The organism is Caenibius tardaugens NBRC 16725 (genome assembly GCF_003860345.1).
Taxonomy (GTDB): domain Bacteria; phylum Pseudomonadota; class Alphaproteobacteria; order Sphingomonadales; family Sphingomonadaceae; genus Caenibius; species Caenibius tardaugens.
This window is the reverse complement of the sequence record NZ_CP034179.1, coordinates 1,274,639-1,299,825: the sequence shown is the minus strand read 5'-3', so window position 1 is coordinate 1,299,825 and position 25,187 is coordinate 1,274,639. Positions and strand designations below refer to the sequence as shown.

Here is a 25,187-nt window from a genome sequence, read left to right as displayed (position 1 = left end):
AGATCATGATCCTCAAGGATAAAGTCGTCATTATCACCGGTGTTGGCCCCGGCATGGGCCAGGCCATGGCCCGTCTCGCCGCTCAGGAAGGGGCCAAGGTCGTCCTCGGCGCGCGCAAGCAGGCCTTCCTTGACGGCGTTGTCGCCGATATCCGCGCAGCGGGCGGGGAAGCGATTGCCAAGTCCACCGACGTGTCCATCCGTGCGGAATGCGATGCACTGGTCGCAGCCGGTCTCGAAGCGTTCGGGCGGATCGATGGCCTGATCAACTCCGCCTATATGGGCGGCGAAAACGCCCAGTTCGACGATGGTGACATCGAAGCCTGGGGGCAGGTGATCGACGTGGCGGCACTTGGCGCCGCGCGCATGGCGCAGGCCGTGCTGGAACCGATGAAGGCCGTTGGCGGCGGTGCGATTGTGAACGTTGCCACGATGCAGTCGCTCAAGCCGTTGCCGGGCGGTTCGATTTCCTATGCCGTGGCCAAAGGCGCGATGACCACGCTGACCCGCCAGATCGCAGCCGATGTGGGCAAGTACAACATCCGCGTGAACAGCACCCGTATGGGCTGGCTGTGGGGTGAACCGGTGCAGAACGCGGTGAAGCAGATCGTGTCCTATACCGGCCAGACGGAAGAAGAATATATCGGCAGCGTTGCCGCGCGTATCCCGCTGGGCGTGATCCCGCCCGAGGAAGAATGCGCCCGGACCGTGCTGATGCTGGTGTCCGATTACACGAAGATGGTCACCGGTGCGGTGCTCGATGTGAACGGTGGCGAATGGATGGCGCCGTAACCGGCGGTACAAGCTGAGGATTTTCCGCCCGGCCGGTTGGCCGGGCGGCGGTCTTCCGGTTATACGGGTGCGATCAGGGGGCATGGCCCCAGGCGGTCAGAGAGGCTCTGATGGCGATTACGGACATAGCAACCCGGACGTATGATCATAACTGGCGGCTGGACCCGATTGTCCGCAGCCTGCTCGACACCGATTTTTACAAGCTGCTCATGCTGCAGATGATCCGGCATCTCTATCCGGATGTGCAGGCGACTTTCAGCCTGATCAACCGGACACACACGGTCCGGCTGGCAGAGGTGATCGATGAAGGGGAACTGCGGGCCCAGCTTGATCACGCGCGGTCACTGCGTTTCACCAAGAAGGAACTGATCTGGCTGGCGGGCAACAGCTTCTATGGGAAGCGGCAGATGTTCTCGTCGGACTTCATCGCCTGGCTCGCTGATTTTCGTCTGCCCGGTTACAGGCTGCGTGCCGTTGATGGCCAGTTTGAACTGACATTTGACGGTCCGTGGACGCATACCACGATGTGGGAGATTCCCGCGCTGGCGATCGTCAACGAATTGCGATCCCGTGCGGCGCTGAAGGACAAAGGGCGGTTCGCTCTCGATGTGCTCTATGCCCGCGCCAAGGCCCGGTTGTGGGAAAAGGTGGAGCGTCTGCGGCGCTTGCCCGATCTGGTGATCTCCGATTTCGGTACACGCAGGCGGCACGGCTTCCTGTGGCAGCGCTGGTGTGTCGAGGCGCTGAAAGAAGGGCTGGGCGATCGTTTCATCGGCACCTCCAACGTGCTGCTGGCAATGGACGGCGATCTGGAAGCCATCGGCACCAATGCACATGAACTGCCCATGGTTCTGGCGGCGCTTGCAGAAACGGACGAGGCACTGCGTCAGGCGCCCTATCGCGTGTTGGAAGACTGGCGGGCCCATTACGGCGGCAATCTGCTGATCGTCTTGCCCGATGCCTTCGGGACTGCGGCATTCCTGCGCGATGCCCCCGATTGGGTGGCGGACTGGACCGGGTTCCGTCCGGACAGTGCCCCGCCTGTCGAAGCCGGCGAAAGGATTCTGGCATGGTGGCAGGCCAAAGGGCGCGATCCCCGCGAAAAGCTGCTTATCTTTTCTGACGGGATGGACGTGGATTCCATTGAAACCACGCATCGCAATTTTCAGGGCCGGGTGCGGATGAGTTTCGGTTGGGGCACCAATCTGACCAACGATTTCCGGGGGTGCGACCCGGATGGCCAGCCGGGGCTGGAGCCGATATCGCTGGTCTGCAAGGTGACCAGCGCCAACGGGCGCCCGGCTGTAAAACTGTCGGACAATCCGGCCAAGGCGACGGGCGACCCCGCGGAGATCGCCCGTTATATGCGCGTTTTCGGCAATGAAGGGCGCATATCCGCCCATGTGGACGTTTGATATCCCCCTTCAATGTCCTGAAGCACGCGCCCCCGGTCAGGAGGCGATACCTGCCATCTGCCGTGCCCCCCGTACCAACCTGCCGGGCAGGGCGCCTGTGGGCACGCCGCCACGCTGGATGGTCACACCGTTCACGATGGTGGCGGCATAACCCGTGGCGGCCTGCGTCATGCGCCGCCCGCCTGCCGGCAAATCATAGCTGACGCGTGGCGGCCCCAATTGCAGCGCATCGAAATCGATGACGTTGATATCCGCCTTGTACCCGGCGCGCAGCAGCCCGCGATCGCCGAGGCCGATCGTCTGCGCGGTGTCGTGGGCCAGACCACGCACGATCTGTTCTACCGGCAGGCGTTCGCTCTTCCGGTCGCGGCCCCAGTATTGCAGCATGAAGGTTGGCAGGCTGGCATCGCACAGGAATCCGAGATGCGCGCCGCCATCGCCCAGCCCGTAGACGGCGTTTTTATGGCTGATCATTTCGCGCGCCGCATCCAGCGAACCATAAGCATAGTTCACCGACGGCAGCATCAGCACGGCTTGTCCGTCCTGTTCCAGCATGGCGTCGTACGCGAATTCCGCCGGGGTTACGCCCGCGCGTTCCGCCAGTGCGGCAACGGTGCTGTCGGGCGCGGGTTCGTAGTTCGGCCTTTCGCCGAGCGGGTACATCAATTGCCACTGGCGGATCAGCGTTTCCCCAGGAAATCCGAAGGTTCCGGCGTTTGGTGCACGATCTTTGCGCGCACATCGGGATTGCGCAAGGCCTGCAGCCGTTCCGCCGGGGCAAGGTGGGCCAGAGATTTGAAGGTCGGGGTGTAGACGAAGGGGTGATAGGAGAGCTGGAACCCCAGCATCATTCCGACAGGGCGTCCGTTGACCTGCCCCCGCACGGTCAGGCCATCGGCGGTGCACTGGCGCGCCCATTCCATGATCGTGCGCCACTTTTCCGGGGCCTGATGCCATTGCATGACCGACAGTGACAGGGGGCGTCCGCTGCGTTCCATCACCCGGCGGAACATCGCCAGTTCGGCGTCCACATCGTCGAAATCGGATACAGCCTGGAGAACGCCAGCGCCCTGACGGCCCAGCGCTTCGGCAATGGCGGTCAACTCTTTTTCCGCCGCGGTCAGCGTGGGGATCAGCGTCCCGTCGCTGGCTCTGTGGTTGATCGTACGCGATGTGCCAAAGCCGAGCGCCCCGGCCTTGACCGCCTGTTCCGCCAGCTTTGCCATCAGCGTGCAATCGTCTGCCGTGGCATCTTCGCGCGCGGCCGCCCGTTCGCCCATGGCGAACACGCGCAGCGCGGCATGGGGGAGCTGCGTGGCAATATCGATATCGTACTGTCGGCTATCCAGCACATCGAGATAGTCGGAAAAGCTTTCCCAGTTCCACGGCAATCCGGTGGCGAGAACCACTTCGGGCAAGTCCTCCACCCCTTCCATCAGCCTGACCAGCCGATCGCGGTCCGCCGGACGGCACGGGGCGAAACCCACCCCGCAATTGCCCATAAGCACCGAGGTTACGCCATGACCGGAGGACGGCGACAGGGTATTTTCCCATGTCACCTGCCCATCATAATGGGTGTGGATGTCGACGAAGCCGGGGGTGACAAGCTTGCCGCGCGCGTCAATGTCCTCGGCCCCGCGCAATGCGCCATCGCGCCCGACCGCGACAATGCGGCCATCCTTCACCGCCACATCGCCTTCGAACAGTGCGTCGCCCGAACCATCGGCAATCGTGCCGCCGCGGATGACCAGATCGACTTCCATCACCATGTTACCTCTCCCGCCGTTGCCGCAAGGGGCGGATCAGAATCCGACCTTGTAGAGCTGTGCGGCATTGTCATGCAGGATCCAGGCCTTTTCCTGATCACTCAAATGCATGGTCTGGCCCAAAAGAAGTTCGCGGCTCCACGGCCAGGTGGAATCGCTGTGCGGGAAATCGTTGGCCCACATCAGGCGGCGCGGGTTCATCAGGCCGGTCATCTTGAAAGCGATCCAGTCATCCTGAAACGTCAGATAGACGTTCTCGTGGAAGTATTCGCTGGGCAGCTTCTGCATGTCGCCCATTTTCATCCAGAACCGGTGGCGTTTGTATCCGTGATCCATGCGATAGGCGAAGTGCGGCGCCCAGCCGGCGTCCGCTTCCACGCAGACCAGCTTCAGATCAGGGTGGCGTTCGAACACGCGGCCCCAGATGAACACGCCGATGATGTCCTGAATGGATTTGAGCAACGCCTGGCTGGCGTTCTGCGGCGGGCCGCGATGGCTGCTGGTGCCCTTGGACCCGGCGTCACCCACGCTGTTCGGCCCGTCCTGACGGCTGGTCAGGATATGGAAACCCAGCGGCAATTCCAGTTCCACCGCCGCCCGCCACAGTGGATCGAAGCTGGGGTGGTCGTAATCTTCTTCCGTTGCCGGGTTGCCGGGCATCATCACCCCGCGAAACCCCATTTCCTTGAACTGCCGGAAATCCTCGATCGCTTCGGCGACAGAGCGCACGGCCGTCTGGCCCATACCCAGCAGGCGATTGGGGTCGGCGGCGCAGAATTCTTCGTGCAGCCAGCCGTTATAGGCCCACATTGCGGCCTGTTTGTAATCGGCATCGGGGTGGTTGCACAGCACCATGCCGACTGAGGGGTAGATCACTTCTGCGGCAATGCCATCGCGATCCTGATCGGCCAGACGTGCCTTGCCGTCCCAGCCGCCGCGATGGAGATCGGCAAACAATGTTTCGCCTTTCTTGATATCGCGCGGGTCCTTGCCTGCTGCGGCGACGATGCCCATCGGCACCGAACCGGGCATCCCGTCGATCACGAAGGAATCACCGCCATCCCGGTCGGTGCTGACATGGGGTGCGCGATCGCGGTAAGCGGGATCGATCCGGTCGATATAGCAATGCGGGGGTTCGGTGACATGGGAATCCGCAGAAATCATCCGGGGAGGCAGGCTGTTTGAGCTGGCGGCGTCGGAAGATTTCTCGAGCGTTTCCAGTATCGGATTCATCACCTGGCTCATCTGCGCATCCTTTCCCATGGGCGCGCATTGCAGGCGCGCGCTCTTGCTTGGTTGGGCAAACTATGGGCCGCATCGCCGCGTCATGCCATGTCAGATCGTCTAATTGATTGTGCAGATCGTCCGGACGTCATTCGTCTTCCAGAAATGGCGACCAATGCATATGCCCGGCCACGGCATGGGCATAACGCGGTGCCTGCGCCCGCTGATAGGCGGCCGGGCTGGTGTTGAAATGCTTGCGGAACGCGCGGCTGAACGCGGCGACGGATTCATAACCGGCACTCCACGCCACATCGGCCACGGCCACCGGTTGCCAGCGCAACATGTCTGCCGCGCGCGTCATCCGCAATCGGGTGAGGTAGGGGGTGAGCGGTTCGCCGACCACCGCCACGAATTCCGCCGCGAAGGCGGAACGCGACAGGCCGACTTCGCCCGCCAGTTTTTCCAGCGTCCAGCGCCGTTCGGGATGGGAATGGATCAGGCTGAGCGCAATGGGAATACGCAGCCGTGCGAGCGTGCCGACCAGTTTCAGCCCATCCTTGAACAGGGCGGCCATTTCCCCGCGCACCGCCTGCATGAACAGCGTGTCGAACGCGGATGTGAGCAGGGTCGTGGCGCCCGGTCCCTGCGCGGCGCGCGCGATGCGCGCCAGATCGGGCATGAGCAACGCCTTGGCGTCATCGCCGGTCGCCTTGCCACCCGCGCGGAGCACCATGCGCCGGGGCAAGGCCCGTACGAGGGGGTTCACCACCGGCAATTGGAACATGCCGCATAGCAGCCGCGCAGCACTGCGTCCGGTGCCGAAGCGGATCGTGGGCGGACTGTCGTGTGTATGGGTCGCCATGAAGTAATCGGACCCGGTCACGCGTGCCCCAGCGCCCGTCATCAGAACTTGCGGTTTGCCGCCCAGTGAAACGGCATAGTCGCCTGCCTGCAACAATGTGGGGCGTTCCGCCCCGCTTCCATCCTCCAGCGCGACCTGGCCTTCCAGCACCAGATGCAGGCAGGCATTGCGGCCGGATGACAGGCGCACCCCGGCATTTTCACCCAGCGCGACAAATGCGGTGTCGATCTTCGCGATCCGGACCGATTGCAGCAGATCAGACAGCGTCGCTTTCATGATCCATCAATTCCCCGCCCTTGGCCAACGAGTCAATCGCTGCCGCCATACGGCGCGTGCCACCGTTCGCGCCGAACGGGCAGGGCAGTATCCCGGGGCTGCACCCATTCGCACGGCACTGCACCTTAATCGGCCGGGCGCGGTCGGCGCATTCGATTCACCTTTATCAGCTTTGTGGCGATTCATAGGGTTTGTCTTGATCACACCAATCCGAGGCGCAAAATCATGTCTGATGCGATGACAATTGTTCAGGTCTCCGACTACAGTGGAGGCATCGTCGGCCCGGGCATCGAACCTGCCGGCACCGTGCAGAACGGCGGTACGATCCGCACCGGCACCCCGCCGGGATGCTGGGGGCCGATGATTACGCCCAAGTTCCAGGGTGGCCACGAAGTGACGAGGCCCGTGCTGGTGGAAGGGGCCGAAGTGGGCGATGCCGTCGCGATCCGGCTGAAGAAAGTTCAGGTTACCTCGCTCGCCACCTCGTCGGGCGTCATGACCTTCGTCGATGGGCGCTACAGTGGCGATCCTTTCGTGGCGAAGCATTGCGACAGTTGCGGCGCGATCAGCCCGCCCAGCCACGTGGAAGGCATCGGCGACGAGGCGGTGCGTTGCGACAATTGCGGCGCAGAAGTCAGCGCGTTCCGGTTTTCCAATGGCTATGTCATTGTTCTAGATCGGGAAAATGCGGTGTCGCTGACTGTGGGGCAGGACATTGCTGACAGGATTGCGGGGAATGCGCAGGAACTGGCCGCACTGCCCGAACTTTCGGGCCAGCATTCGATCCTGTCGCTCGCGCGGGCGGATATATCGGGTCTCTCTTCCCGTATGCGCCCTTTCCTTGGCAATATCGGCACGACGCCGTCGCGCGATCTGCCGGATTCCCACAATGCCGGTGATTTCGGGTCATTTCTCGTCGGGGCGCCGCATGATTATGCGATGACGCAGGAGGAATTGGAGACGCACAAGACCGACGGCCATATGGATACCAATTCGGTGCGGGAAGGGGCGATCCTGATCTGCCCGGTGAAAGTGCCCGGTGCCGGGATCTATATGGGCGACATGCACGCCCAGCAGGGCAACGGCGAAATCGCGGGCCATGCCACGGACGTGGCCGGCGAAGTCGAACTGGAAGTTGAAGTGATCAAGGGGCTGACCCTTGATGGCCCTATCCTTCTCCAGCGCGCCGACGATCTGCCGCCACTGGCCCAGCCGCTGAGCCGGAGCGAACGGACGGCAGTCGATGCTCTGGCGAAGCGTTGGGGGCAGACCGACATCGAAGACAATGCCCCGATTACCTTTATCGGTTCGGGTGTGACGCTGAACGATGCGACCAAGAACGGTCTTGATCGTGCCGCGAAAGTCACCGGGCTGCCTTATGACGAAATCCTCAATCGGGCGACGATCGCCGGATCGATCGAGATCAGTCGTCTGCCGGGCGTGGTCCGCGTCACGTTCCAATGTCCCAAGGCCATCATCGAGCGGATGGGTATCGCCCATCTCGTGGCGGAACAGTACGGCGTTTCTGAATCGGAATAAGACCCTGCCTAGAGGCGGCCACGGGGCCGCCTCACTTTTTTTGGCGACCGGAAATGGGAAGGGCCGCAGCGAAACTGCGGCCCTTCTTTTGTTAGCGCCCCTTGTCTTGTCAGAGCTGGGCCTGACGTCGCGCAATCAATTTGCCGGACAAATGCCCGAACTGGCGGGCATCGACGGATTTGAACCATTGCCCAAGCCGGACATGCGCGGGCAGTGTCAAATCGATATCGCCCAGAATCTCGTCGATATGATGCAGCGAGAAGGGGACGATATTGGTGCCTTTGCAATGTTTGCCATTTGTCCGCTGGTCCATCCATGAAAGGCGCCGGTCGATCCAGGCGTTCTGGGTCTGCGCGTCAGGGATTGTCACACGGCCCGCCATATATTCGGCTATCCAGAAAGAGCCGACTTCCGCACTCAACTGGCTGAAGAAAGACGAATTGTAGCCGTTGAAAGCCAGTCGTGGAACGGAGAGGGGCACAGTCGAGCGGTAGAGCCGGAAATTCCCCCGGCTATCCGTTACCTGTGAACGGATGGCATCGGGAAGGAACGAGACGCACTGATCCCAACCGGTCCCGCATACGATAATATCCGCTGGCCGGGTCACGCCGCTTTTCAGGCGCACTTCGCCGGGGGCAAGTTCAACGATCTCATCCTCGAGCAGCGACATCGCCCCGCTTTCGATCTTGTCGTAAAAGCCGTCGCTGACGAGGCTGACCGTGCTTCTGGCGATCGTTTCCAGCGGTGTGCGCGGTTCAAGCCCGATCCGCCCCAGATTGAGTTGGCGGGAAATAATCCCCTGAACCAGATTGAGCATGCCATTGCGCAGGAAACGCCCCGGGCCGTGCAGGAAACGTTCGAACCCGCGCACTTCGATATAGGGAAACAGGGCTTCGCCCATACGCGTCAGGAACAGGTGCTTGAAATTGACAGTGCCGCCGATCAGTTTGGGGATCTTCCAGATCAGATGGCGGGCCAGCAAGGTCGTATGGGCCGATATCCCGACTGTGGCATTGGCGACATCGCAGGATGATTTGCCATAACCGACCACCACCACGTGTTTGCCTCGGGCATCTTCCAGCCGGGTAAATTCGCTGGTGTGTTGCACAGTGCCGCCTGCGGCACGGAACGCGTCGATCCCGGGATAAGCTGGAACGGACGGGATCGAAAATATGCCGTTGCAGACGAGCAGCCAGTCGAATTCGCGGGTGGTGAGCGGGGCTGCGGCCTGTCCTGCAGGTGCGGTGGTTACCGTCCAGCCGGCCCCGTTCGGCAGCGGTTCGGCCGAACGCACCTCGGTCTGCAAGGAAAGGCAGGGCGTCACACCGAAATGATCGGCGTAGGCTTGCAGATAGGCCTGCATTTGCGCACCGCTGGGCCATTCAGGGTAATGATCCGGCATCGGGAAATCGGAGAAGGCATAGGTTTCTTTGGGATTTTGTGTCGCCAATCCCGGATACCGGCGGGAACCTGCCCATACGCCCCCGACTTCGGCATCCTTGTCGAACACCTGCACATCATAACCAAGCTTAAGCAAAAGCTTGGCCGTGCAAAGACCGGAAATCCCCGCGCCAATAATTGCTACGCGCTCTACCACTCGCCACTCCCACCGATGTTGACGGGGAAAGGATAGAGCGCGGCCTTTCGGCAAGCCTATGCCGGAACTGCTGATGCTGTTCACGGATCGCAGTATTCGTTCTGCCCGATCAAGAGAACTGGCCACATGTTTCCTGCAGCATGCAGAAAATGCGCAATAGCGGCATAGTTCCTGCGGTCAGCGAATATCGCGCGACGCGCCTTCATTGGACAGTCCTGTTCTGGCTCCACGCCCCCAAACCGGCGGGAGCACACTTCAGGGGAGATTTTGATGGCACCTATGCGTTTCCGCTACTGGTCGGGCACGACCACGTCGGCGATCCTGGCAATTACAGCGTTTTCGACACCTGTCTGGGCACAACAATCGGCGGATGAGGCGGGCAACAGTTCGAGAGCCGACGTCATGTCGGGGGACATCGTGGTTACGGCGCGGAAGCGCGAAGAGCGCGCGCAGGACATTCCGATCGCGATTTCTGCCTTCAGCGGCGATTCCATCGCGGCGCGCGGTATCGAAAAGGTGGATGGTATCGCGACCATCACCCCGAACATGACATTCCAGAACAATCCCAGCTTTGGCGGGGCAGGTTCGTCGGCCGCGATCTATATCCGCGGCATTGGGCAGAAGGAATTCCTGCCGACAACCGAACCGGGTGTCGGCGTCTATGTGGACGGCGTCTATGTCGCGCGTTCTGTCGGGGCGCTGCTCGATCTGGTCGACGTCGAACGGGTCGAAATTCTCCGTGGCCCACAAGGTACGCTGTTCGGGCGCAACACGATCGGTGGCGCGCTGAGCATCACGACCCGCAAACCCGATGACCAGTTGGGCATGACCGGGCAGATCACCACGGGCCGTTACAGCCGTATCGATGCGAAAATCGCCGCGAACGTGCCGCTGAGCGATACATTGTTTGCGAAAGTGTCAGCGGCCACGTTCAACCGGGATGGCTATGTCACCCACCTCGTCGACAAGCGGAAGCTGGGCAATGTCGACACGCTGACCGGTCGGCTTGATCTGCGCTGGGTGCCGAGCCCCGATTTCGAGGTCAATCTGTCGCTGGAAGGCACGCGCGACCGGTCCAACGGGCCTGCGCTTGTCCTTTCGGGGGTCAACTACAACTCTGCGATCTTCAATCCCGGAAAATTGCCGATCCTGCCGCCGGGCAGCCCTGCAACACCGGGTTTTTATGTGCTGAACCCACCGTTTGACGCGCCCGTGGACAATTTCACGCTGCTCGCCAACTATTTCGCCGCCTTTCTTGGCGGACAACCCTGTATCGGCTTCAGCCCCTATAACCCGCAAGCCAGCAACAGCCCGGCCTGCTTCTCGAACCGCTTCCTGGTGGGCGACAAGGCCGATGCCGGCACCGCCCCGCAATATTCGAAAAACGACACCTGGGGGGCTTCCGGGACCATCGACTGGGATCTCGGGGGCGTACAGTTGAAATCGATCACGGCCTATCGCCAGATCGATGGAAAATATGCGCGTGACGGGGATCACAGTTCGATCACGATCCTGCATTTGAAGGACTATCTGAAACAGACCCAGTTCAGCCAGGAACTGCAGGTGCTGGGCAGCGCGTTCAACAACAATCTCAAATATGTCGCGGGTCTCTATTATTTCAACGAGACGGGCAACAACATCAACAATCTGGACTTCACGCCGGTTACGTTCCGTTCGGGTGGGCGTTTCCAGACGAAAAGCTACGCCGCGTTCGCGCAGGCGACATGGACCATTGTCCCCAGCCTCGACCTGACTGTGGGCCTGCGTTACACGGAAGACCGCAAGTCGTTCCTGCCTGATCAGGAAATCCTTGTCGACAAGACCGGCGGCGCATTGATCGCCAGCAGCCCGAATACCCCGCAAACGCGCGTGTTGCCTTATGTCCGCGTTCATCAGAGCGAGGATGCCTTCACCCCGATGGTGAACCTTGCCTGGCACGCGACGCCTGATGTGATGCTTTACGGTTCGTTCTCGCAGGGTTTCAAAAGCGGCGGTTTCGTGCAGCGCGTTTTCCCGCCACTGGCCGCGACGCCGCAGTTTTCATCGGAAAAGGCGACCGCTTATGAAATCGGCTTCAAATCGACCCTGTTCGATCGCAAGCTGACACTCAACGGTGCGGTGTTCTACACCAAGTACGACAATCTTCAGGTGCAGGTGTTTACCGGTATTGCGCCGGTGACGAAGAATGCCGCGCAGGCCGAAATCAAGGGGGCGGAACTGGAAGCGCGGCTGTCACCCGGCGGTGGCTGGTTCCTTGAGGGTAGCCTTGGTTATCTGGACCCCAAATTCACCAAGATCGACCCGGCCGCCACCGAAATCACCCTCAATTCGAAGTTCGAGCGCATTGCGAAATGGACGATCAGCGCGTCGCTGGCCAAGAGCATCGAACTGGGCAATGGCGGGGAACTGACGGCGCGCGGTGACTGGTCCTATCGGTCGGGCATGTACATGGATGCGCTCAATTCGCGGGAACTTTACCAGCCCGGCTACAGCCTCTTCAACGCCAACCTGACCTATGATCTGCCCGGCGGCGCGCTGAGTGTGATTGCGGGCGTTACCAATATCGCCAACAAGAAATACAGCGTCACCGGTGTCTATGGCAGCTCCTTCGGACTGTACGAACAGATGTTCGCAAGGCCGCGCGAATGGAGCGTGACGGTGAAATGGAAACTGTAATCATGACCAGCACACCGTTTACAGGCCGGACAGCCATCCTTGCGGGAGGGGCGACATTGATCGGACGCGCCACCGCTGCCGCTTTTGTGGCAGCGGGGGCAAACGTCGTGATTGCCGACATCGATGCCGAAGGCGGCGGGAAAGCGGTGGCGGAACTGGGCGATGCGGCGCGGTTCATCACCACGGACGTAACGTCCGATGCCGCGATCGATGCCTGCATTGCGGCAGGCATCGATACGTTTGGCGGCATCGACTATCTGGTCAACGTCACGACGTCCTATCTCGACAACGGTCTGGAGACGAGCCGCGCTGACTGGTTGCGGGCACTGGATATCGCCTTGGTGGGGGCGGCGATGTTCGCCCAGAAGCTGGCCCCACAACTGATCGCGCGAAAGGGCGCGATCGTCAATTTTTCGAGTGTCAGCGCCCATCGTGCGCAAGTCGGGCGGTTTGTCTATCCGGCTGCAAAGGCGGCACTGGCGCAGCTAACCCGTTCGCAGGCGCTGGAATTCGCCCCGCACGGGGTCCGCGTCAACGCGGTTGCCCCCGGGTGGACCTGGTCGAATGTCATGGATGCGCTCAGCGGTGGGGACCGGGGCAAGGCAGATCGGGTTGGCGGGCCGTTTCATATGCCGGGACGGATCGCCAGCGCGGAGGAAGTGGCAGGGGCGGTGCTGTTCCTCTGTTCCGATGCGGCCACGTTCATTTCTGGCGCGGAGCTTCCGGTGGATGGCGGGTATCTGGCTATGGGCCCGAAGGCACGGACAATCCCATAGCCAGGCTCGCCGGATGAAGGCCAAATGCCAGTGGCACACCAGCGCAGGCATTATCCCCTGCGGGAAGGGAACCTGCGCGTGATGACACTGTGTGGTTGACTTAAGGGGAGCCGCACGAAATTGTCAGCTTGTAATGGTGTGTCTCGATCAAGGGGGCATTGAGGGAGATGCTGGACAGAAGCATGATCCTGGCGAGCGCGGAAGAGGCGATGGCAGGGTCCCATATCATGGGCAGCCACCGGGTATTTCAATCCGATGATCTCGATCAGACGCGTGACCTTATCGCGCGGACCTATTGCCCGCACAGGCTGTCCTTGCAAGGTCGGCAGGGCAAACTTGGCGCGTGGCTCAATCACAAGCGTCTTTCCCAGATCGGCGTCGGCGCCATGGCCTATGGGGCCGACGTGCATATTTCCGAGGTGGAAGACCAGGATTTCGTGCTGCTGATGCTGCCGTTGCAGGGGGTTGCGAGCAACGGATTGGGTGGTGGTCGGTCGGTCGAAACGCATTCTGGCCGCGCCGTGGTGACCAGTACCACGGAACTGGACCGGATGTGGTGGTCGGCCGATTGCGCACAACTCGTGGTACAGGTCAGTTCGGCGGCGCTGGATCGCCATCTTTCCATGATGACCGGGCGGGGCCTTCGTGAACCGTTGCGCTTCGCCCCGGAAATGGAACTCATGACGGGCGCGGTATCGTGGTGGAAATACGTCGCGATGCTGATCGAGGATCTGTCCAGCGCGGAGCAAAGCACCGCGCAGGCCAGCCTTGCGCATCTCGAGAGCATGCTGATCGTCAAGTTGCTCGAAACACAGAACAGCAACTATTACGATCAGCTCAGGCCGCAGTCGAGCCGGATCGCCCCCCAGCATGTGCGGCGGGTCGAGCGGTTCATTGTCGATAATGTCGGCATGGCGATCACGCTTGAGCAATTGGTGGACGTAAGCGGGGTGAGCGCCCGCGCGCTGTTCGATGGTTTCCGGCGTTTTCGCGGCTGTTCGCCGATGGCCTATTTGCGCTCGGTCCGGCTCGATCGGGTGCGGCAGGATCTGCTCGGCGCGCGCGAAGGGGAAACGGTGACCAGTATTGCCTGCAAGTGGGGCTTTTATCAGTTCGGAAGATTTGCTGGCCAGTATCGTCAGGCCTATGGGGAACTTCCATCCGAAACGCTGCGTGCCGGTCGCTGACCTGTATCATCCGGAAGTGGCAGAAACACGCTGCGGGGAATGAATGGAACTGAGACATCTACGTTATTTCGTGGCCGTTGCGCAGGAACGGAATTTTTCCCGCGCGGCCGAGAAACTCAACATCGCCCAGCCCCCGCTCAGCCGCCAGATCAAGGAACTCGAGCTTGATATCGGGGCGGACCTGTTCGACCGCAAGACGCGCCCGCTCCGCCTGACGGATGCTGGCCGCCTGCTCTATGTCCATGCGGTGCAGGCGCTGGCGGGCTTCGATCAGGTGCGGAGCACGATGACAGGCTATTTGGAATCCAGCACCCGCCATTATGCGATTGGGTTTGTCGGTTCCATTCTGTGCGGCAAGTTGCCGCAGGTGATCCGCGAATTTCGCGCCCAGATGGGGGAAGGCGTTACGGTATCCCTGATTGAAATGGGTTCTCTGGAACAGGCGACGGCGCTGCGTGAAGGGCGCATCGATGCGGGTTTCGGAAGATTGCGCGTCCATGACGAAGGGGTGCGCCGTATCGTATTGGCGGAGGAGGAGCTGGTCGCGGCAGTGCCTGCGAACCATCCCCTTGCCGGGCAGCAGGGCGCGCTTACGCTAGAGCAGATGTCGCAGGAGCCGGTCATTCTCTATCCGCGCCCCTTCCGTCCAAGCTATGCCGATCAGGTCCTGTCCCTGTTCGAAGACCACGGTCTTTCGCTCACCCGTCGGCAGGAGGTCAGGGAACTGCAGGCCGCATTGGGCATGGTCGCGGCAGGTGCGGGTGTGTCGGTGGTGCCGGCATCGGCGCAGATTATGGATCGGCCGGATCTCGTTTTTCGGCCGATCGCTGCGGATAACGCCATATCGCCGATTATTCTCAGCCATCGGTTGGGAGAGCATTCCAAGGAACTGGCCTGCATCGCGGAAATCAGCCGCAAAGTGTACCAGACCGATGGCGAACAGGCGCCGGACGCGATCAGTTGAGCAACGGTTTGGCAATCTGACCGACAGGGATGCCGGTCAGGGCAGCCCGAAGGGCGTCGACATCGGCGAGCGAACGGACCGTATGGATGCCGGCCAGATCGGCGCCCGGGTATGCGAGGCGGTGCACCGTTTCGCCTGTTGCCAGAACGCATTGCCCAAAAGCGATACGGCGCCCGTCATCGAGTGTCAGCGTCGCATGCTCAGAGTCCAGTCGGGTGACCCTAACGCCCAGGGTCAGAGCGATGTTGTTCCGGTCCCAATAGCCTCGATCACGTGGCAGCACGCGTTCAATGCTTATCGAGCCCACCATATAGGCATTGGACAACGCGGGGTGATCGTAGGGAGGGATGGTTTCTTCCCCGATAATCATGACAGAACCGGTGAATCCCCGTTCTCGCAGCGTGCTGGCGACATGTGCACCGACAGGGCTGGCACCGACAATGGCTACATCAACATATTCGCTCATGGTGCGTCCGTTTCGTGCCCGTGAAGCTGTCCGGCATGTGGTCGGTGAAATGTGTGAATGCCGGTGCCGTTCGGCTGCGACAGGCTTCACGTGGGGCGAGGGTGTTTCCCTGCTATTTCAAGTGCATCCCTAGAGCCCCTTCTGCGATGGCCAGGTCCCTGTCGGGACATCGCGCCGGGCAGTGCGGTGATTGCACCGACGACGCAGATATCCTGCGACGGATCACTTGTCCCAAGGAAAGGTTGTGGCCGACTAGCCCGAAACCGCAGCCGTTGTTGAAAAAAGGCGAGAATCTTGTTCTTTGCTGCCAATGCGAATGGCGTAATGGCAATATACTTGGTAGGTATAGATGGCATTCCAAAGGGTATTTGACGGCAGGGCGTAACCAGCGGCAAATTAAGGCGAACCACGGTTTCGGTTGATTCTGCGGCTCATTAGGTCTGTGTTATTTGCGCATCTGGAGTATCGTATTGACCAAACGGATCAAAATGATTGTGCCTGTCCCGGTTCCTGCGCCTGCTCTCCAGGTTTTTGCGGCGCAATTTCCTGCACAATTCCAAAGGCCTGATCTCTCCGTTGAGTTTTGTTGTGCAGCGCGTGGCGGATCGGCGCTGGATTCCGTCTACGAAGGCACGATCGCCGATGCATTTTGTCTTGATGCAGGGTTGCAGGCCGAAGAGGACGGGTTCTCCGCCGTATGCGTCAACTCGATGAGCGATTCCGGCGTTGCCGCGCTGCGTTCACGTCTTGCCATTCCGGTGCTCGGCACCGCTGCGCCAACCTATCATCTGGCCAGCCAGTTGGGGCGCCGTTTTTCGATAATCAGCATGTGGGATCGGTGGAACTGGCTCTATAACAAGGTTCTGGCGGAAACCGGGTTGTCCGCGCGCCTTGCGTCGGTGCGTTCGATCGGTGTCGCACCCGATACGGCAGAACTGCTTTCGGGCAAGGAAGACATCGTGTTCCCACAGTTGCTGGATGCGGCGCGGCGCGCCGTCGAGGAAGACGGGGCCGATGTTCTGGTGCTCGGTTCCACGACCATGCATCAATCGCATGCATTCCTGCAGGAACAGCTCGATGTTCCCGTGCTTAATCCCGGACTTGTGGCCTTCAAAGCCTGTGAGGCACTTCTGGATCTGGGGCTGAGCCACAGCAAGAGGGCCTATCAGGCACCCCGGCAAACGATCGATCAAGTATTTCGCACCGAAGCGGCATGTAACGCGTCCTGAATAAAAGGAACTGGGTATGTTTAATGTTGGTACGTGGTCCATACCTGAAACGGGCGCATGGACCGGCAGCGCGCTACCCCTCAATGCCTTCTCCCGATTGCAGAGCAACAATCTCGACGAGGTGCATGCGCACATGTCCGCGATGCTTTGCGATCATGATCTGCAAGTGGAAGGCGGGGTTCCGCCGATTGCCTTTCGCCACAATCAGGCGATGCTGCGCACGCTGACATTCAATGCGACCGATTATGGCAATCCCTACGGTCAGGTCGTGGTGGCAATCCCGCCGGTTGAAGAACTCTATCTCGTGCAGTTCTCGCTCGCCGGGCGGGCGCAGATCAGCCAGGATGGCGAAACCTTTGTGCTTGAACAGGGGCAGATGTGTGTGCTGGGTTCCAATGCCCGGACCCGGCAAACCTTCGAAGCGGGTTACAAGCACTTCACTGTCAAAATTCCGAAAAGCGACCTCGACAGTGTCTTGCTGCAGGAATTGGGCTTTCGGCCGGGAGACTTGCACTTTTCGCCCCGGCCCGTGCTGTTGGAAGGGGCCGCCGCATCGTTCGCGCATATGATCCGGGTCGTATGCGATGATATGGACATGGGGCTGCCCGGTTACAGCCACCCCAGAACCTGCGGCGCGATTGAGGATACCCTCAAGCGCCTGCTGCTGGTGGCGGTGCCGCACAATCACAGCGACCTGTTCAACGGTTCTGTTTCGGGGCCCGCGCCGTTTTACGTGCGGCGTGTGGAGGAATTTGTGCGCGCCCATGCGGAAGATCCGATCAGTCTGGCCGAGATGGTGGAGATTTCAGGCGTGAGCGCGCGTTCTCTGCATGCGGGGTTCCGCCGGTTCCGCGATACGACCCCCATGGGATATCTGAAGAATTACCGGCTGACGATGGCACGGACCATGCTGCAGAGCGGCGCGGAATCCTGTGTATCGGTCACGAATGTCGCGTTGGCTTGCGGGTTTACGCATCTCAGCAAGTTTGCGCGCGATTATTTCGAGCGGTACGGCGAAAGACCCTCGGAAACGCTGCGTTCCAACTGACCCGACAAAAAACCCGCCGGAAACCGGCGGGTCAAGGCTGGGAGACAGGTGGCTGGTTCAGGCGATCAGCATTATCTCGCCATCGATCTCTTCAACCTGATAGGTTTTGATCGGCACAGAACAGGGCGCGCCGGTCGGCTCGCCCGTTTTGATGCAGAATGATCCGAGGTGATAGGGGCACACGATCTTGCCATCCTCGATTTCGCCATCGGCGAGCGAGGCATCGCCATGCGAACACAGATCGTCGGTGGCGAAGACCGCATCCTCAAACCGATAGACGGCAAGCACGCGCCCATCGCCAAGATCGACCTGAAAGACTTCTCCTTCCGGAACGTCGGACGAGGCACAGAGCCGTTCCATCAGCCCGCCGCCGACTTCTTCAGGAACAGCGGGGGCGCGATGTTCCCCTGCGTCCGTATATCGAGCACTACCGTTTGAAATCTCCATCCGTCCTCCGTGTTGCTGACGGTGGCATCGTACCATCCGCCCAGCCATTGATCTTGCGGGCCTTCATCCGTTTGCATCGTGCAGAGTTCCCACAGGTACCACTGGCAGGAGCCGCTCATGCCGGTGTCGGCAAGTGTGATGACCGGTGCGACCATGAAATGGATCGACCACAGCACCTTGTCGGCGGCGATCGCAGCCAGACCGGCTGCGATCGCCTCGCGTCCCTCAAGCGCGGCGAATCCTTCGGAAGACCAGCTTCCGTCCGCCGCGAACAGCGGCCCCATCAGTGCCGGATCGTTGCGACGATCGGCACCCAGCGCGTAACGCGATACGAGGTCGGTAATAGCCGCCCGTGCCTCCAGCGCGGCCAGCCGCTGTTCCACCGTCATAACAGACCCGTTTTCAGGCTGCTGTCGGCGACAGGCCAAGCGCGGTGTCCTGCGCACCGTGCGTGGCGACGAAGCGCGTTTCATCGAAGGCATAGGGTACGCCCGGCGCGCCACCATAAAGTTCGATATGCGGCGCGACTTCGGCCAGCGACAGAACCAGATGGTAGAGCGGGTGCAACTCTTCGGGCAAAGCCCCCAGCGGATACTGGTCGACCAGTGCCAGAATGGCTTCGGTACGCGGCAGGATCGCGTCATAGAAGGCTTTCAATTCGGCACGGCTGGCATTGCGCCGGTAGGCGTACCGTTCGTCGGCCGTTGCCAGTGCCCAGTCGAGAAACGGGGCAAGATCGGCGAATTCGGGTGGCAAACTCTTGTTCGTCATGGGCTTCAATCCTCTTACGCGTTGACGAACTGATCGACGACCACGGCACCGTGTCGGATCAGGATTTCGTCGTCCTGGAGATGTTGTTCGACCTTGGCGCGCGATTGCATGGCGCGCTGGGTGTCTTCCATCGTCGCGGTATCTTCGAGCCAGGCATTGCGCTGCAATGTCATCGCATGTTCGATGGCCCAGCGTTGCGAATGCGTGGTCGGGGCCTTCACGTAGTAACGGCCTTCCCACAGCGTTTTGTTATGGGCGATCGGCCAGAACTGGTGGGTGAACCAGATGCCTTCCGAGATATGCAGCAGTGTATTCGGGAACAGCACGCTGAGTTCGAAGGCGAAATCATCCCGCTTGTCGGGATTGATTGCAGGCGGAAGCATCGATTCCCCGCGTTGCGAAACCAGCGATGCACCAGCCAGACCATTGGCGATCCCCGAGACAGGCGTCGGTTTTGCGCCGAGCGTCAGGCAAACGGCACAGGTGCGGTGCGGACCCATCAGCTTGACGTTCTGAAGGCCGGTCGAGAACACATTCGGGAACGACCCGGCATGAATGGTGTCGACATGGTAGGCTTCGGCGAACGCGTCGTGTGCGACTTTCCAGTTGCAGTCGACATAAGTGTAGTAGGTGAATCCGAAATCGAGTTCATCGAACGGAAAACCGTTGAAATGGTTTGCGTATTCACCCAGGAATTCCGCCAGGGTGGTTTCCGGCTGCTCCGCTACGTTGACGAACAGGAAACCCTGCCACGTATCGAGATGGACCGGAGTAAGACCGTTCTTCTCTTTCGAGAAACAGTCATAGAAACGCTGTTCGCTGGGAACCTGCTTCAACTGGCCTTCCGCATCATAAACCCAGCCATGAAACCGGCAGGTCATGATCGCGGCCTTGGAGCCACCATAGGTTTCCTCACCGGTTTCGGTGATCACCGTGTTGCCGCGATGGGCGCAGGCGTTGTGGAAAGCGCGGATCTTGCCGTCTTTGGCGCGGACGATAATCACCGACGTATCGGCTGCTGCCAGACGCTTGACTTTGTAATCGCCGACTTTGGGCAGCTCGTTCTCGCGCCCTACGCAGAGCCAGACCTTGTGAAAGATCTTTTCTTTTTCCCGCTCATACCATTCCGGTGAGATATAAGGCTCGGTGGAGATCGGCCCGGAGCCAAGTTCCGGATATTGCTCCATCCAGCGATGCACCGTTTCTGACATAATTCACTCCCGTTCACGCAATCGTTTCCGGCTCTCGCAAGGCGTTGCCGAAACCCAATGCGTTATATTGTGGGGGTGGGGGGCTTGTTGCCGCTAGCCCGCGCCCGTGCATGTTAGCCTGCACCTGCAAGAAATATTGTGCGCGGATTGCCGCCATATTTCAGGTCTGCATTTTCCGCACAGTCGATAGCAGCGAGGGGATGGTCGCAGCGAGATCAGGATAGTCGGGAAAGGCCTTATACAGTCTTTTAAGCATCGATGGCGTGCCATGCACTGATAATACCGATGCAAACAACAGCATCGACCCGGCAGGCCATACGTCCAAACCTGGGCGAGACCATATGACTAAGGGGAGCAACATGTACGACAGCAAGAGCAATGGTGCGCGCAAGAATGACCGGTGGTGGCGAGTAGGGCTGCTAACGGGTGCATCTGCCGCAGGTCTTCTTTTCATGGCGCCGGCCGCATCCGCGCAGGATACTGCATCCGAACCGCAGGCCGAAAGCGGCGGCGGCATCCAGGATATTGTCGTGACGGCACGACGTCGTCAGGAATCGTTGCAGGACACGCCTATCGCGATTTCCGCTGTTTCGGGGGAAAGTATCGCGGCCCGTGGTCTCGACAACGTGACCCAGATCGGTGACTTCACACCGAACGTAAAATTCAACAGTTCCGTGCCGGTCTCTGCCAGCAACGCGACCGCGGCCATCTTTATTCGCGGTATCGGCCAGAACGATTACCAGTTGTCTGCCGACCCGGGCGTCGGTCTCTACCTCGACGGCGTCTATATCTCGCGTGGCGTGGGCAATGTGCTCGACGTGCTGAACGTCGAACGGATCGAAGTGCTGCGTGGGCCGCAGGGCACGCTGTTCGGCCGCAACACGATTGGCGGCGCGGTCAGCGTCACCACCAAAAAGCCCGGTAATGTCCTCTCGGGCAGCCTCGATGTCACCACCGGCAGCTACAATCGCGTTCAGGTGAAGGGATCGATCGATATCCCTCTGGCCGAAGGTATCTACACGAGCTTTTCCGGTTTTTATCATAACCGCGATGGCTATGTGAAAGGGGTTGTCCCCGGCGCGCCGGACCTGGGTGATACCAACCAGCTGGCAGGTCGCTTCGCACTCCGGCTCGAACCGTCCAGCGACGTCAGCATCGATATCGCTGTCGACGGATCGCGTTCGCGCGAGGAATCGGCACCCAATGTGCTGCTCCACGCGAACGAGAATGCCCCGGCTGCTGCAGTCTGGAATGCTGCCTTCTCAGGCGCGGGTGCGATTTGCACAGACCTCACAAATGCCGCCAGATTGTCCGACCAGCGTTGCTACAACAGCCAGTGGGCACTTGCCCCCTATCGTCACGGCGGCACGTTCAGCGCCATTTCGGGCCCGTTCAACACGACCAGCCGCCGCCCCTATCAATCGGCATCCGATCTGAATATCTGGGGCATTTCCGGCATCCTCGAATGGAAGCTGTCGGATGCTGTGACGTTCAAGTCGATCACTGCCTATCGCAAAGTAACCGGTTTCTGGACGCGCGATTCGGACCACAGCCCGGCCTCGATCGTGCAGACCAACAGCGACTGGCGGCAGGACCAGTTCAGTCAGGAACTGCAGCTCGGCGGCGAAGCGCTCGACAAACGTTTGAACTGGTTGATCGGCGGCTATTATTCGAGCGAGAGCGGCAACCACAAGGATCTCGTCAATATCGTCGATGCGGTGTTCATGAGCGGCGCTGTGCTGAAAGGCAAAAGCTACGCGGTCTTCGGTCAGGCAACCTATGAAATCGTCGACGATCTGAACCTGACGGCAGGTATCCGTTGGACGGAAGATCAGAAGACGTTCAACAACGCCAACCAATACGTCCTCGAAGCAGGGTTCCTCACGGGCGCACCCTTCAATCCCGACGGCTCGGGCCTGCAGAACGGCGATCCCCTGATGGGCCCGCTTGGCCAGACCGCAACGATCAAGGATCGCGCCTGGACGCCCATGGCCAGCCTTTCCTATCGCTGGAGCCCCGAGGTTCTGACCTATCTGTCCTATTCCAAGGGCTTCAAGGGCGGTGGCTTTACCCAGCGCGTGTTCCCGCCGTTTGCCTTTATCCCCTCGTTCCAGCCTGAAACGAGCGAGACGTTCGAAGCAGGGATCAAGACCGACCTGTTCAATCGCCGGTTGCGTATCAACGCGGCTGTCTTCCAGAACAATTACGGCAATTTGCAGATCACGGTGAACGATCCGACACTCGGCTTCGCGCCGATCATCCAGAATGCCGCCAAGGCGCGGATCAGGGGGGTCGAACTCGAACTGCAGGCTCAGCCGACCGACGCGCTGCGGATCGAAGCAGGTCTGGGCTATCTCGATGCGAAATACCGCAAGGTGGACATTCGCGCGCTGAATGCGGGTGTGACGACAGACACCCATTTGCAGAATGCCCCCAAATGGACCCTGAGCGCGGGCGTTTCCTACGCGTTCGAACTGGAGGGCCTCGGCAAGCTGACGCCCCGTGTGGACTGGTCGTATCGTTCGCGCGTCTACAACGATGCGGTCAACACGCCTGAACTGGTTCAGGACGGCTATCACCTCGTCAACGCGTCGATCGGGTTTACCGACACGGATAACCACTGGTCCGTCAACCTCGGTGTCAAGAACCTGACCAAGGAAGTCTATCTTGGATCGGGTTATGCCGACTCCTTCGGCGGCATCATCGAAGGCGTCTATGGGCGTCCTCGCGAATGGTATCTCAGCGCGGGATACAAATTCTGACGGGAGCGGAGCGGGCGGGCTCGAAAGGGTCCGCCCGCACCTGAAAGGGGAATACCTCGCCATGGTACACTCAATCGACCTCGCATTGCGTGTTGCCCGTCTGGAAGCCGAGCGCGCGATCACAAGGCTGATCAGCGATCTGGGACAGGCGTTCGACAGCGGCCCGTCCGCCAGCGCGCTGCGGGGGCTGTTTACACAGGATGCGATCTTCAAGATCGATCATTATGACACGCTGCACGGCGCGGACGGCATCGCCGATGGCGTTGCGGGCAATGCGGAAAACGGCTTCCGCTGGACGCTCCACTATCTTGTGTCCCCGCGGATAGACCTGTCCGAGGATGGCGCCTCTGCCGATGTGTCATTCCTGCTGTGGGAACCGGCGACGGCCGCCAGCGGACGGGCATACTGGATCGGCGGGAATTACGTGGCGAGAGCCGTCGCCGCCGAGGATCGATGGCGTTTCGCCCATCTTCGTCTGAATGCCGAACTGATTTCCCATTACCCGGAAGGTTGGCACGGCAAGCCCGACGCGCTTGATCGCGCCTGAATGCCGGAACCTGCCCTTTCAATACTGGAGTACATACAATGCAGGACACAATTGCGGCCCTGGATCATATCCGGCGCACCGTGCCGGAAATCCGGGATGAACTGGGCATCGATCCCATCCCTGTCCGGGCAATCCGTGATCCGGAGATCTATGAGATTGAGAAGGAACAGCTTTTCAAGAAGGTCTGGCTCAAGGTCGCCACGGCATGGGAATTGCCCAATCCGGGCGATTACAAGGTCAAGGAACTGCCTGTCGCGGATGCATCGATCCTGATTGTGCGCGGCAAGGATGGCAAAATTCGTGCGCACCACAATGTCTGCACGCATCGCGGCAACAAGGTCGTGCCGAACAAGGGTTTTGAAACCTACGGCCGTGCGCGGGCCAATGTTGTCACCTGCCGTTTCCATGGCTGGGTCTTCGGCACGGATGGGCCCCTCAAATCGGTGCCGATGGAAGAGGCGTTCGGGCATCTCGACAAGAGTTGTCTGGGCCTGCGCGAAATTGCCTGTGACGAATGGGAAGGGTTCGTCTTCATCAACTTCGATCCGAACCCCGCACAGTCCTTGAAGGACTATCTGGGCGATTTCGCCACGCTGTTTGGCGGCTACCCTTACCATGAATCGACCACCGCATTTCGCTATTCGACCGTGTTGAAATGCAATTGGAAAGTCGCGCACTATGCCTTCTCCGAAGGCTATCACGTGCCGACCATCCACGCCGGTTCGCTGCCCGGGTTTCGCGGTATCGAACATAGCGACTTCAAGCTGATCGGGCCGCACGCATCCTCGACCATCTATGGCGCCGGGATGGAAGCCGCGCCATCGACGCAAGTCTTCGCAGGCGTTCTCCATGCCAGCGACGCGCACAAACCGCATGCCGAGCAGTTGCCGGTGCATATCAACCCGACGCGGCGTGACGATTTTCAGTTCGAATTGCCCAACGTCTTTCCGAACCTGCTGATCCATCTCGCATCGGGTTGCGGCTATCCGGGGCTGTCCTATTTCACCCACCAGTTCTGGCCGCTCGATCACGGTACGACGCTGTGGGAAGGGATCAACTACTTCCGCCCGGCCAGAAACGCGGCGGAATATGCCGCGCAAGTGCACGTCAATGCGCTGCATCGCAATGCCTGGCTGGAAGACACCGCAACGATGGAAGACACCTTCACCGGCATCATGTCCGGAGCCATCGATGACATGCAACTGATGGATCAGGAATTTCTGATCCGCCATGCCGCACGAACGCTCGACAGCTATCTGGCCGGAGGCACACAATGACGACTGCAGACTATTCCCGCCTGCCGGAAGGCTTCGCTGATCTCGAAACCCTGGCCCAAATCTGGGCCAGACCAACCGAGAACGCGCGCAATGTGGTGCGCTATGCCGCCACTGCCAGCGATTTTGCGGCCTTTCACGAAACACTGTTCCCGCGCCTGGGGGCGTTGCTGGCCTATCTCGGCGACTGTCCGGCGCAGCCGGAAACGGCGGAGCAGCGCAATGCCCTGATGCTGGCCTGCGCCTATGCGGAAGCCGCGCCGCATCATGAACTCTATGGGGGAAGCAGCGAAGTGCCGTTCAGTTTCGATGCGCACCGCTTCGTCGCGGATCACGGGGACGTCTCCGTTTAGGGAGAC

Annotated in this window: 23 protein-coding genes; 13 read left to right on the top strand and 10 right to left on the bottom strand. The window is 60.5% G+C overall.

The annotated features are described in order from the left end of the window. Nucleotides 1-5: 5 nt before the first annotated feature. Both EGO55_RS05875 and pncB read left to right on the top strand, forming a co-directional pair. Complete coding sequence (locus EGO55_RS05875) at nucleotides 6-791, top strand: SDR family oxidoreductase (RefSeq protein WP_021690996.1); 786 nt, start codon at nucleotides 6-8, stop codon at nucleotides 789-791. A gap of 110 nt (nucleotides 792-901) precedes the next feature. After that, nucleotides 902-2,206: a nicotinate phosphoribosyltransferase gene (gene pncB, locus EGO55_RS05870; protein WP_021690997.1), complete on the top strand. Its 1,305-nt coding sequence runs from the start codon at nucleotides 902-904 to the stop codon at nucleotides 2,204-2,206. A gap of 36 nt (nucleotides 2,207-2,242) precedes the next feature. Here the strand turns inward: pncB and EGO55_RS21595 are convergent, their stop codons facing one another. The 4 genes from EGO55_RS21595 to EGO55_RS05855 form a co-directional block, all read right to left on the bottom strand. Next, nucleotides 2,243-2,869 carry an amidohydrolase family protein gene (locus EGO55_RS21595; protein WP_346723819.1) on the bottom strand — a complete coding sequence of 209 codons (627 nt, stop codon included), beginning with the start codon at nucleotides 2,867-2,869 and terminating at the stop codon, nucleotides 2,243-2,245. Nucleotides 2,870-2,886: 17 nt separating this feature from the next. Further along, nucleotides 2,887-3,975, bottom strand: coding sequence for an N-acyl-D-amino-acid deacylase family protein (locus tag EGO55_RS21590; protein WP_346723818.1), 1,089 nt, complete (start codon nucleotides 3,973-3,975; stop codon nucleotides 2,887-2,889). Nucleotides 3,976-4,008: 33 nt separating this feature from the next. Next, entirely contained in the window at nucleotides 4,009-5,217 is a 1,209-nt protein-coding gene (locus EGO55_RS05860; protein ID WP_021690999.1) for an amidohydrolase family protein, read from the bottom strand. A gap of 127 nt (nucleotides 5,218-5,344) precedes the next feature. Then, on the bottom strand, nucleotides 5,345-6,334 hold the full coding sequence (locus EGO55_RS05855) for a helix-turn-helix transcriptional regulator (RefSeq protein ID WP_021691000.1): 990 nt from the start codon (nucleotides 6,332-6,334) through the stop codon (nucleotides 5,345-5,347). Nucleotides 6,335-6,559: 225 nt separating this feature from the next. Here EGO55_RS05855 and EGO55_RS05850 point away from each other — a divergent pair, with 225 nt between their 5' ends. Beyond that, on the top strand, nucleotides 6,560-7,873 hold the full coding sequence (locus tag EGO55_RS05850) for an acetamidase/formamidase family protein (protein WP_021691001.1): 1,314 nt from the start codon (nucleotides 6,560-6,562) through the stop codon (nucleotides 7,871-7,873). Between the two features lie 109 nt (nucleotides 7,874-7,982). On the opposite strand, the gene EGO55_RS05845 is transcribed toward EGO55_RS05850, so the two are convergent. Further along, nucleotides 7,983-9,470 (bottom strand): flavin-containing monooxygenase, encoded by a 1,488-nt coding sequence (locus EGO55_RS05845; protein WP_021691002.1) that lies wholly within the window; start codon nucleotides 9,468-9,470, stop codon nucleotides 7,983-7,985. Nucleotides 9,471-9,740: 270 nt separating this feature from the next. Between EGO55_RS05845 and EGO55_RS05840 the strand changes: the two genes are divergently transcribed. The 4 genes from EGO55_RS05840 (at nucleotide 9,741) to EGO55_RS05825 (ending at nucleotide 15,073) form a co-directional block, all read left to right on the top strand. Continuing rightward, entirely contained in the window at nucleotides 9,741-12,146 is a 2,406-nt protein-coding gene (locus EGO55_RS05840; protein ID WP_021691003.1) for a TonB-dependent receptor, read from the top strand. Nucleotides 12,147-12,148: 2 nt separating this feature from the next. Beyond that, the gene (locus tag EGO55_RS05835) at nucleotides 12,149-12,922 is read left to right on the top strand and encodes an SDR family oxidoreductase (RefSeq protein ID WP_124916734.1); all 774 of its coding nucleotides are present in this window, start codon (nucleotides 12,149-12,151) and stop codon (nucleotides 12,920-12,922) included. A gap of 182 nt (nucleotides 12,923-13,104) precedes the next feature. Continuing rightward, on the top strand, nucleotides 13,105-14,109 hold the full coding sequence (locus EGO55_RS05830; protein WP_210766658.1) for an AraC family transcriptional regulator: 1,005 nt from the start codon (nucleotides 13,105-13,107) through the stop codon (nucleotides 14,107-14,109). Between the two features lie 43 nt (nucleotides 14,110-14,152). Next, nucleotides 14,153-15,073: a LysR family transcriptional regulator gene (locus EGO55_RS05825; protein WP_021691006.1), complete on the top strand. Its 921-nt coding sequence runs from the start codon at nucleotides 14,153-14,155 to the stop codon at nucleotides 15,071-15,073. On the opposite strand, the gene EGO55_RS05820 is transcribed toward EGO55_RS05825, so the two are convergent. Continuing rightward, complete coding sequence (locus tag EGO55_RS05820) at nucleotides 15,066-15,539, bottom strand: FAD-dependent oxidoreductase (RefSeq protein WP_021691007.1); 474 nt, start codon at nucleotides 15,537-15,539, stop codon at nucleotides 15,066-15,068. The two genes, EGO55_RS05825 and EGO55_RS05820, sit on opposite strands and share 8 nt — an antisense overlap. Before the next feature lie 470 nt (nucleotides 15,540-16,009). On the opposite strand from EGO55_RS05820, the gene EGO55_RS05815 reads away from it, so the two are divergent. After that, the gene (locus EGO55_RS05815) at nucleotides 16,010-16,768 is read left to right on the top strand and encodes an aspartate/glutamate racemase family protein (protein ID WP_021691008.1); all 759 of its coding nucleotides are present in this window, start codon (nucleotides 16,010-16,012) and stop codon (nucleotides 16,766-16,768) included. 16 nt (nucleotides 16,769-16,784) lie between these two features. After that, nucleotides 16,785-17,816, top strand: a complete 1,032-nt coding sequence (locus tag EGO55_RS05810) for an AraC family transcriptional regulator (protein WP_021691009.1) — start codon at nucleotides 16,785-16,787, stop codon at nucleotides 17,814-17,816. Nucleotides 17,817-17,873: 57 nt separating this feature from the next. Here EGO55_RS05810 and EGO55_RS05805 read toward each other — a convergent pair whose 3' ends face one another. The 4 genes from EGO55_RS05805 to EGO55_RS05790 are packed head-to-tail and all read right to left on the bottom strand — an operon-like array spanning nucleotide 17,874 to nucleotide 20,245. Further along, a complete protein-coding gene (locus tag EGO55_RS05805) occupies nucleotides 17,874-18,176 on the bottom strand; it encodes a non-heme iron oxygenase ferredoxin subunit (protein WP_021691010.1) in 303 nt (100 codons plus the stop codon). After that, a complete protein-coding gene (locus tag EGO55_RS05800; RefSeq protein WP_021691011.1) occupies nucleotides 18,176-18,652 on the bottom strand; it encodes a nuclear transport factor 2 family protein in 477 nt (158 codons plus the stop codon). The genes EGO55_RS05805 and EGO55_RS05800 overlap by 1 nt, the downstream gene beginning before the upstream one ends. A gap of 13 nt (nucleotides 18,653-18,665) precedes the next feature. Beyond that, a complete protein-coding gene (locus tag EGO55_RS05795) occupies nucleotides 18,666-19,034 on the bottom strand; it encodes a hypothetical protein (RefSeq protein ID WP_021691012.1) in 369 nt (122 codons plus the stop codon). A 14-nt stretch (nucleotides 19,035-19,048) separates the two neighbouring features. Continuing rightward, nucleotides 19,049-20,245, bottom strand: a complete 1,197-nt coding sequence (locus EGO55_RS05790; RefSeq protein ID WP_021691013.1) for an aromatic ring-hydroxylating oxygenase subunit alpha — start codon at nucleotides 20,243-20,245, stop codon at nucleotides 19,049-19,051. A gap of 341 nt (nucleotides 20,246-20,586) precedes the next feature. Between EGO55_RS05790 and EGO55_RS05785 the strand changes: the two genes are divergently transcribed. From EGO55_RS05785 to EGO55_RS05770, 4 genes are all read left to right on the top strand, one after another. Next, a complete protein-coding gene (locus EGO55_RS05785) occupies nucleotides 20,587-23,007 on the top strand; it encodes a TonB-dependent receptor (RefSeq protein ID WP_210766657.1) in 2,421 nt (806 codons plus the stop codon). Nucleotides 23,008-23,068: 61 nt separating this feature from the next. Then, nucleotides 23,069-23,554, top strand: a complete 486-nt coding sequence (locus EGO55_RS05780) for a nuclear transport factor 2 family protein (protein ID WP_021691015.1) — start codon at nucleotides 23,069-23,071, stop codon at nucleotides 23,552-23,554. A gap of 38 nt (nucleotides 23,555-23,592) precedes the next feature. Continuing rightward, nucleotides 23,593-24,831 (top strand): aromatic ring-hydroxylating oxygenase subunit alpha, encoded by a 1,239-nt coding sequence (locus EGO55_RS05775; protein ID WP_021691016.1) that lies wholly within the window; start codon nucleotides 23,593-23,595, stop codon nucleotides 24,829-24,831. Continuing rightward, complete coding sequence (locus EGO55_RS05770; RefSeq protein ID WP_021691017.1) at nucleotides 24,828-25,181, top strand: hypothetical protein; 354 nt, start codon at nucleotides 24,828-24,830, stop codon at nucleotides 25,179-25,181. Before EGO55_RS05775 ends, EGO55_RS05770 begins: the two co-directional genes overlap by 4 nt. The last annotated feature ends 6 nt before the right edge of the window (nucleotides 25,182-25,187 follow it).

Coding starts and splice junctions, on each gene's coding strand:
- EGO55_RS05875 (WP_021690996.1), top strand. CDS start 6: ATGATCCTCAAGGATAAAGTCGTCATTATCACCGGTGTTGGCCCCGGC.
- pncB (WP_021690997.1), top strand. CDS start 902: ATGGCGATTACGGACATAGCAACCCGGACGTATGATCATAACTGGCGG.
- EGO55_RS21595 (WP_346723819.1), bottom strand. CDS start 2,869: ATGTACCCGCTCGGCGAAAGGCCGAACTACGAACCCGCGCCCGACAGC.
- EGO55_RS21590 (WP_346723818.1), bottom strand. CDS start 3,975: ATGGTGATGGAAGTCGATCTGGTCATCCGCGGCGGCACGATTGCCGAT.
- EGO55_RS05860 (WP_021690999.1), bottom strand. CDS start 5,217: ATGAGCCAGGTGATGAATCCGATACTGGAAACGCTCGAGAAATCTTCC.
- EGO55_RS05855 (WP_021691000.1), bottom strand. CDS start 6,334: ATGAAAGCGACGCTGTCTGATCTGCTGCAATCGGTCCGGATCGCGAAG.
- EGO55_RS05850 (WP_021691001.1), top strand. CDS start 6,560: ATGTCTGATGCGATGACAATTGTTCAGGTCTCCGACTACAGTGGAGGC.
- EGO55_RS05840 (WP_021691003.1), top strand. CDS start 9,741: ATGGCACCTATGCGTTTCCGCTACTGGTCGGGCACGACCACGTCGGCG.
- EGO55_RS05835 (WP_124916734.1), top strand. CDS start 12,149: ATGACCAGCACACCGTTTACAGGCCGGACAGCCATCCTTGCGGGAGGG.
- EGO55_RS05830 (WP_210766658.1), top strand. CDS start 13,105: ATGATCCTGGCGAGCGCGGAAGAGGCGATGGCAGGGTCCCATATCATG.
- EGO55_RS05825 (WP_021691006.1), top strand. CDS start 14,153: ATGGAACTGAGACATCTACGTTATTTCGTGGCCGTTGCGCAGGAACGG.
- EGO55_RS05820 (WP_021691007.1), bottom strand. CDS start 15,539: ATGAGCGAATATGTTGATGTAGCCATTGTCGGTGCCAGCCCTGTCGGT.
- EGO55_RS05810 (WP_021691009.1), top strand. CDS start 16,785: ATGTTTAATGTTGGTACGTGGTCCATACCTGAAACGGGCGCATGGACC.
- EGO55_RS05805 (WP_021691010.1), bottom strand. CDS start 18,176: ATGGAACGGCTCTGTGCCTCGTCCGACGTTCCGGAAGGAGAAGTCTTT.
- EGO55_RS05800 (WP_021691011.1), bottom strand. CDS start 18,652: ATGACGGTGGAACAGCGGCTGGCCGCGCTGGAGGCACGGGCGGCTATT.
- EGO55_RS05795 (WP_021691012.1), bottom strand. CDS start 19,034: ATGACGAACAAGAGTTTGCCACCCGAATTCGCCGATCTTGCCCCGTTT.
- EGO55_RS05790 (WP_021691013.1), bottom strand. CDS start 20,245: ATGTCAGAAACGGTGCATCGCTGGATGGAGCAATATCCGGAACTTGGC.
- EGO55_RS05785 (WP_210766657.1), top strand. CDS start 20,587: ATGACTAAGGGGAGCAACATGTACGACAGCAAGAGCAATGGTGCGCGC.
- EGO55_RS05780 (WP_021691015.1), top strand. CDS start 23,069: ATGGTACACTCAATCGACCTCGCATTGCGTGTTGCCCGTCTGGAAGCC.
- EGO55_RS05775 (WP_021691016.1), top strand. CDS start 23,593: ATGCAGGACACAATTGCGGCCCTGGATCATATCCGGCGCACCGTGCCG.
- EGO55_RS05770 (WP_021691017.1), top strand. CDS start 24,828: ATGACGACTGCAGACTATTCCCGCCTGCCGGAAGGCTTCGCTGATCTC.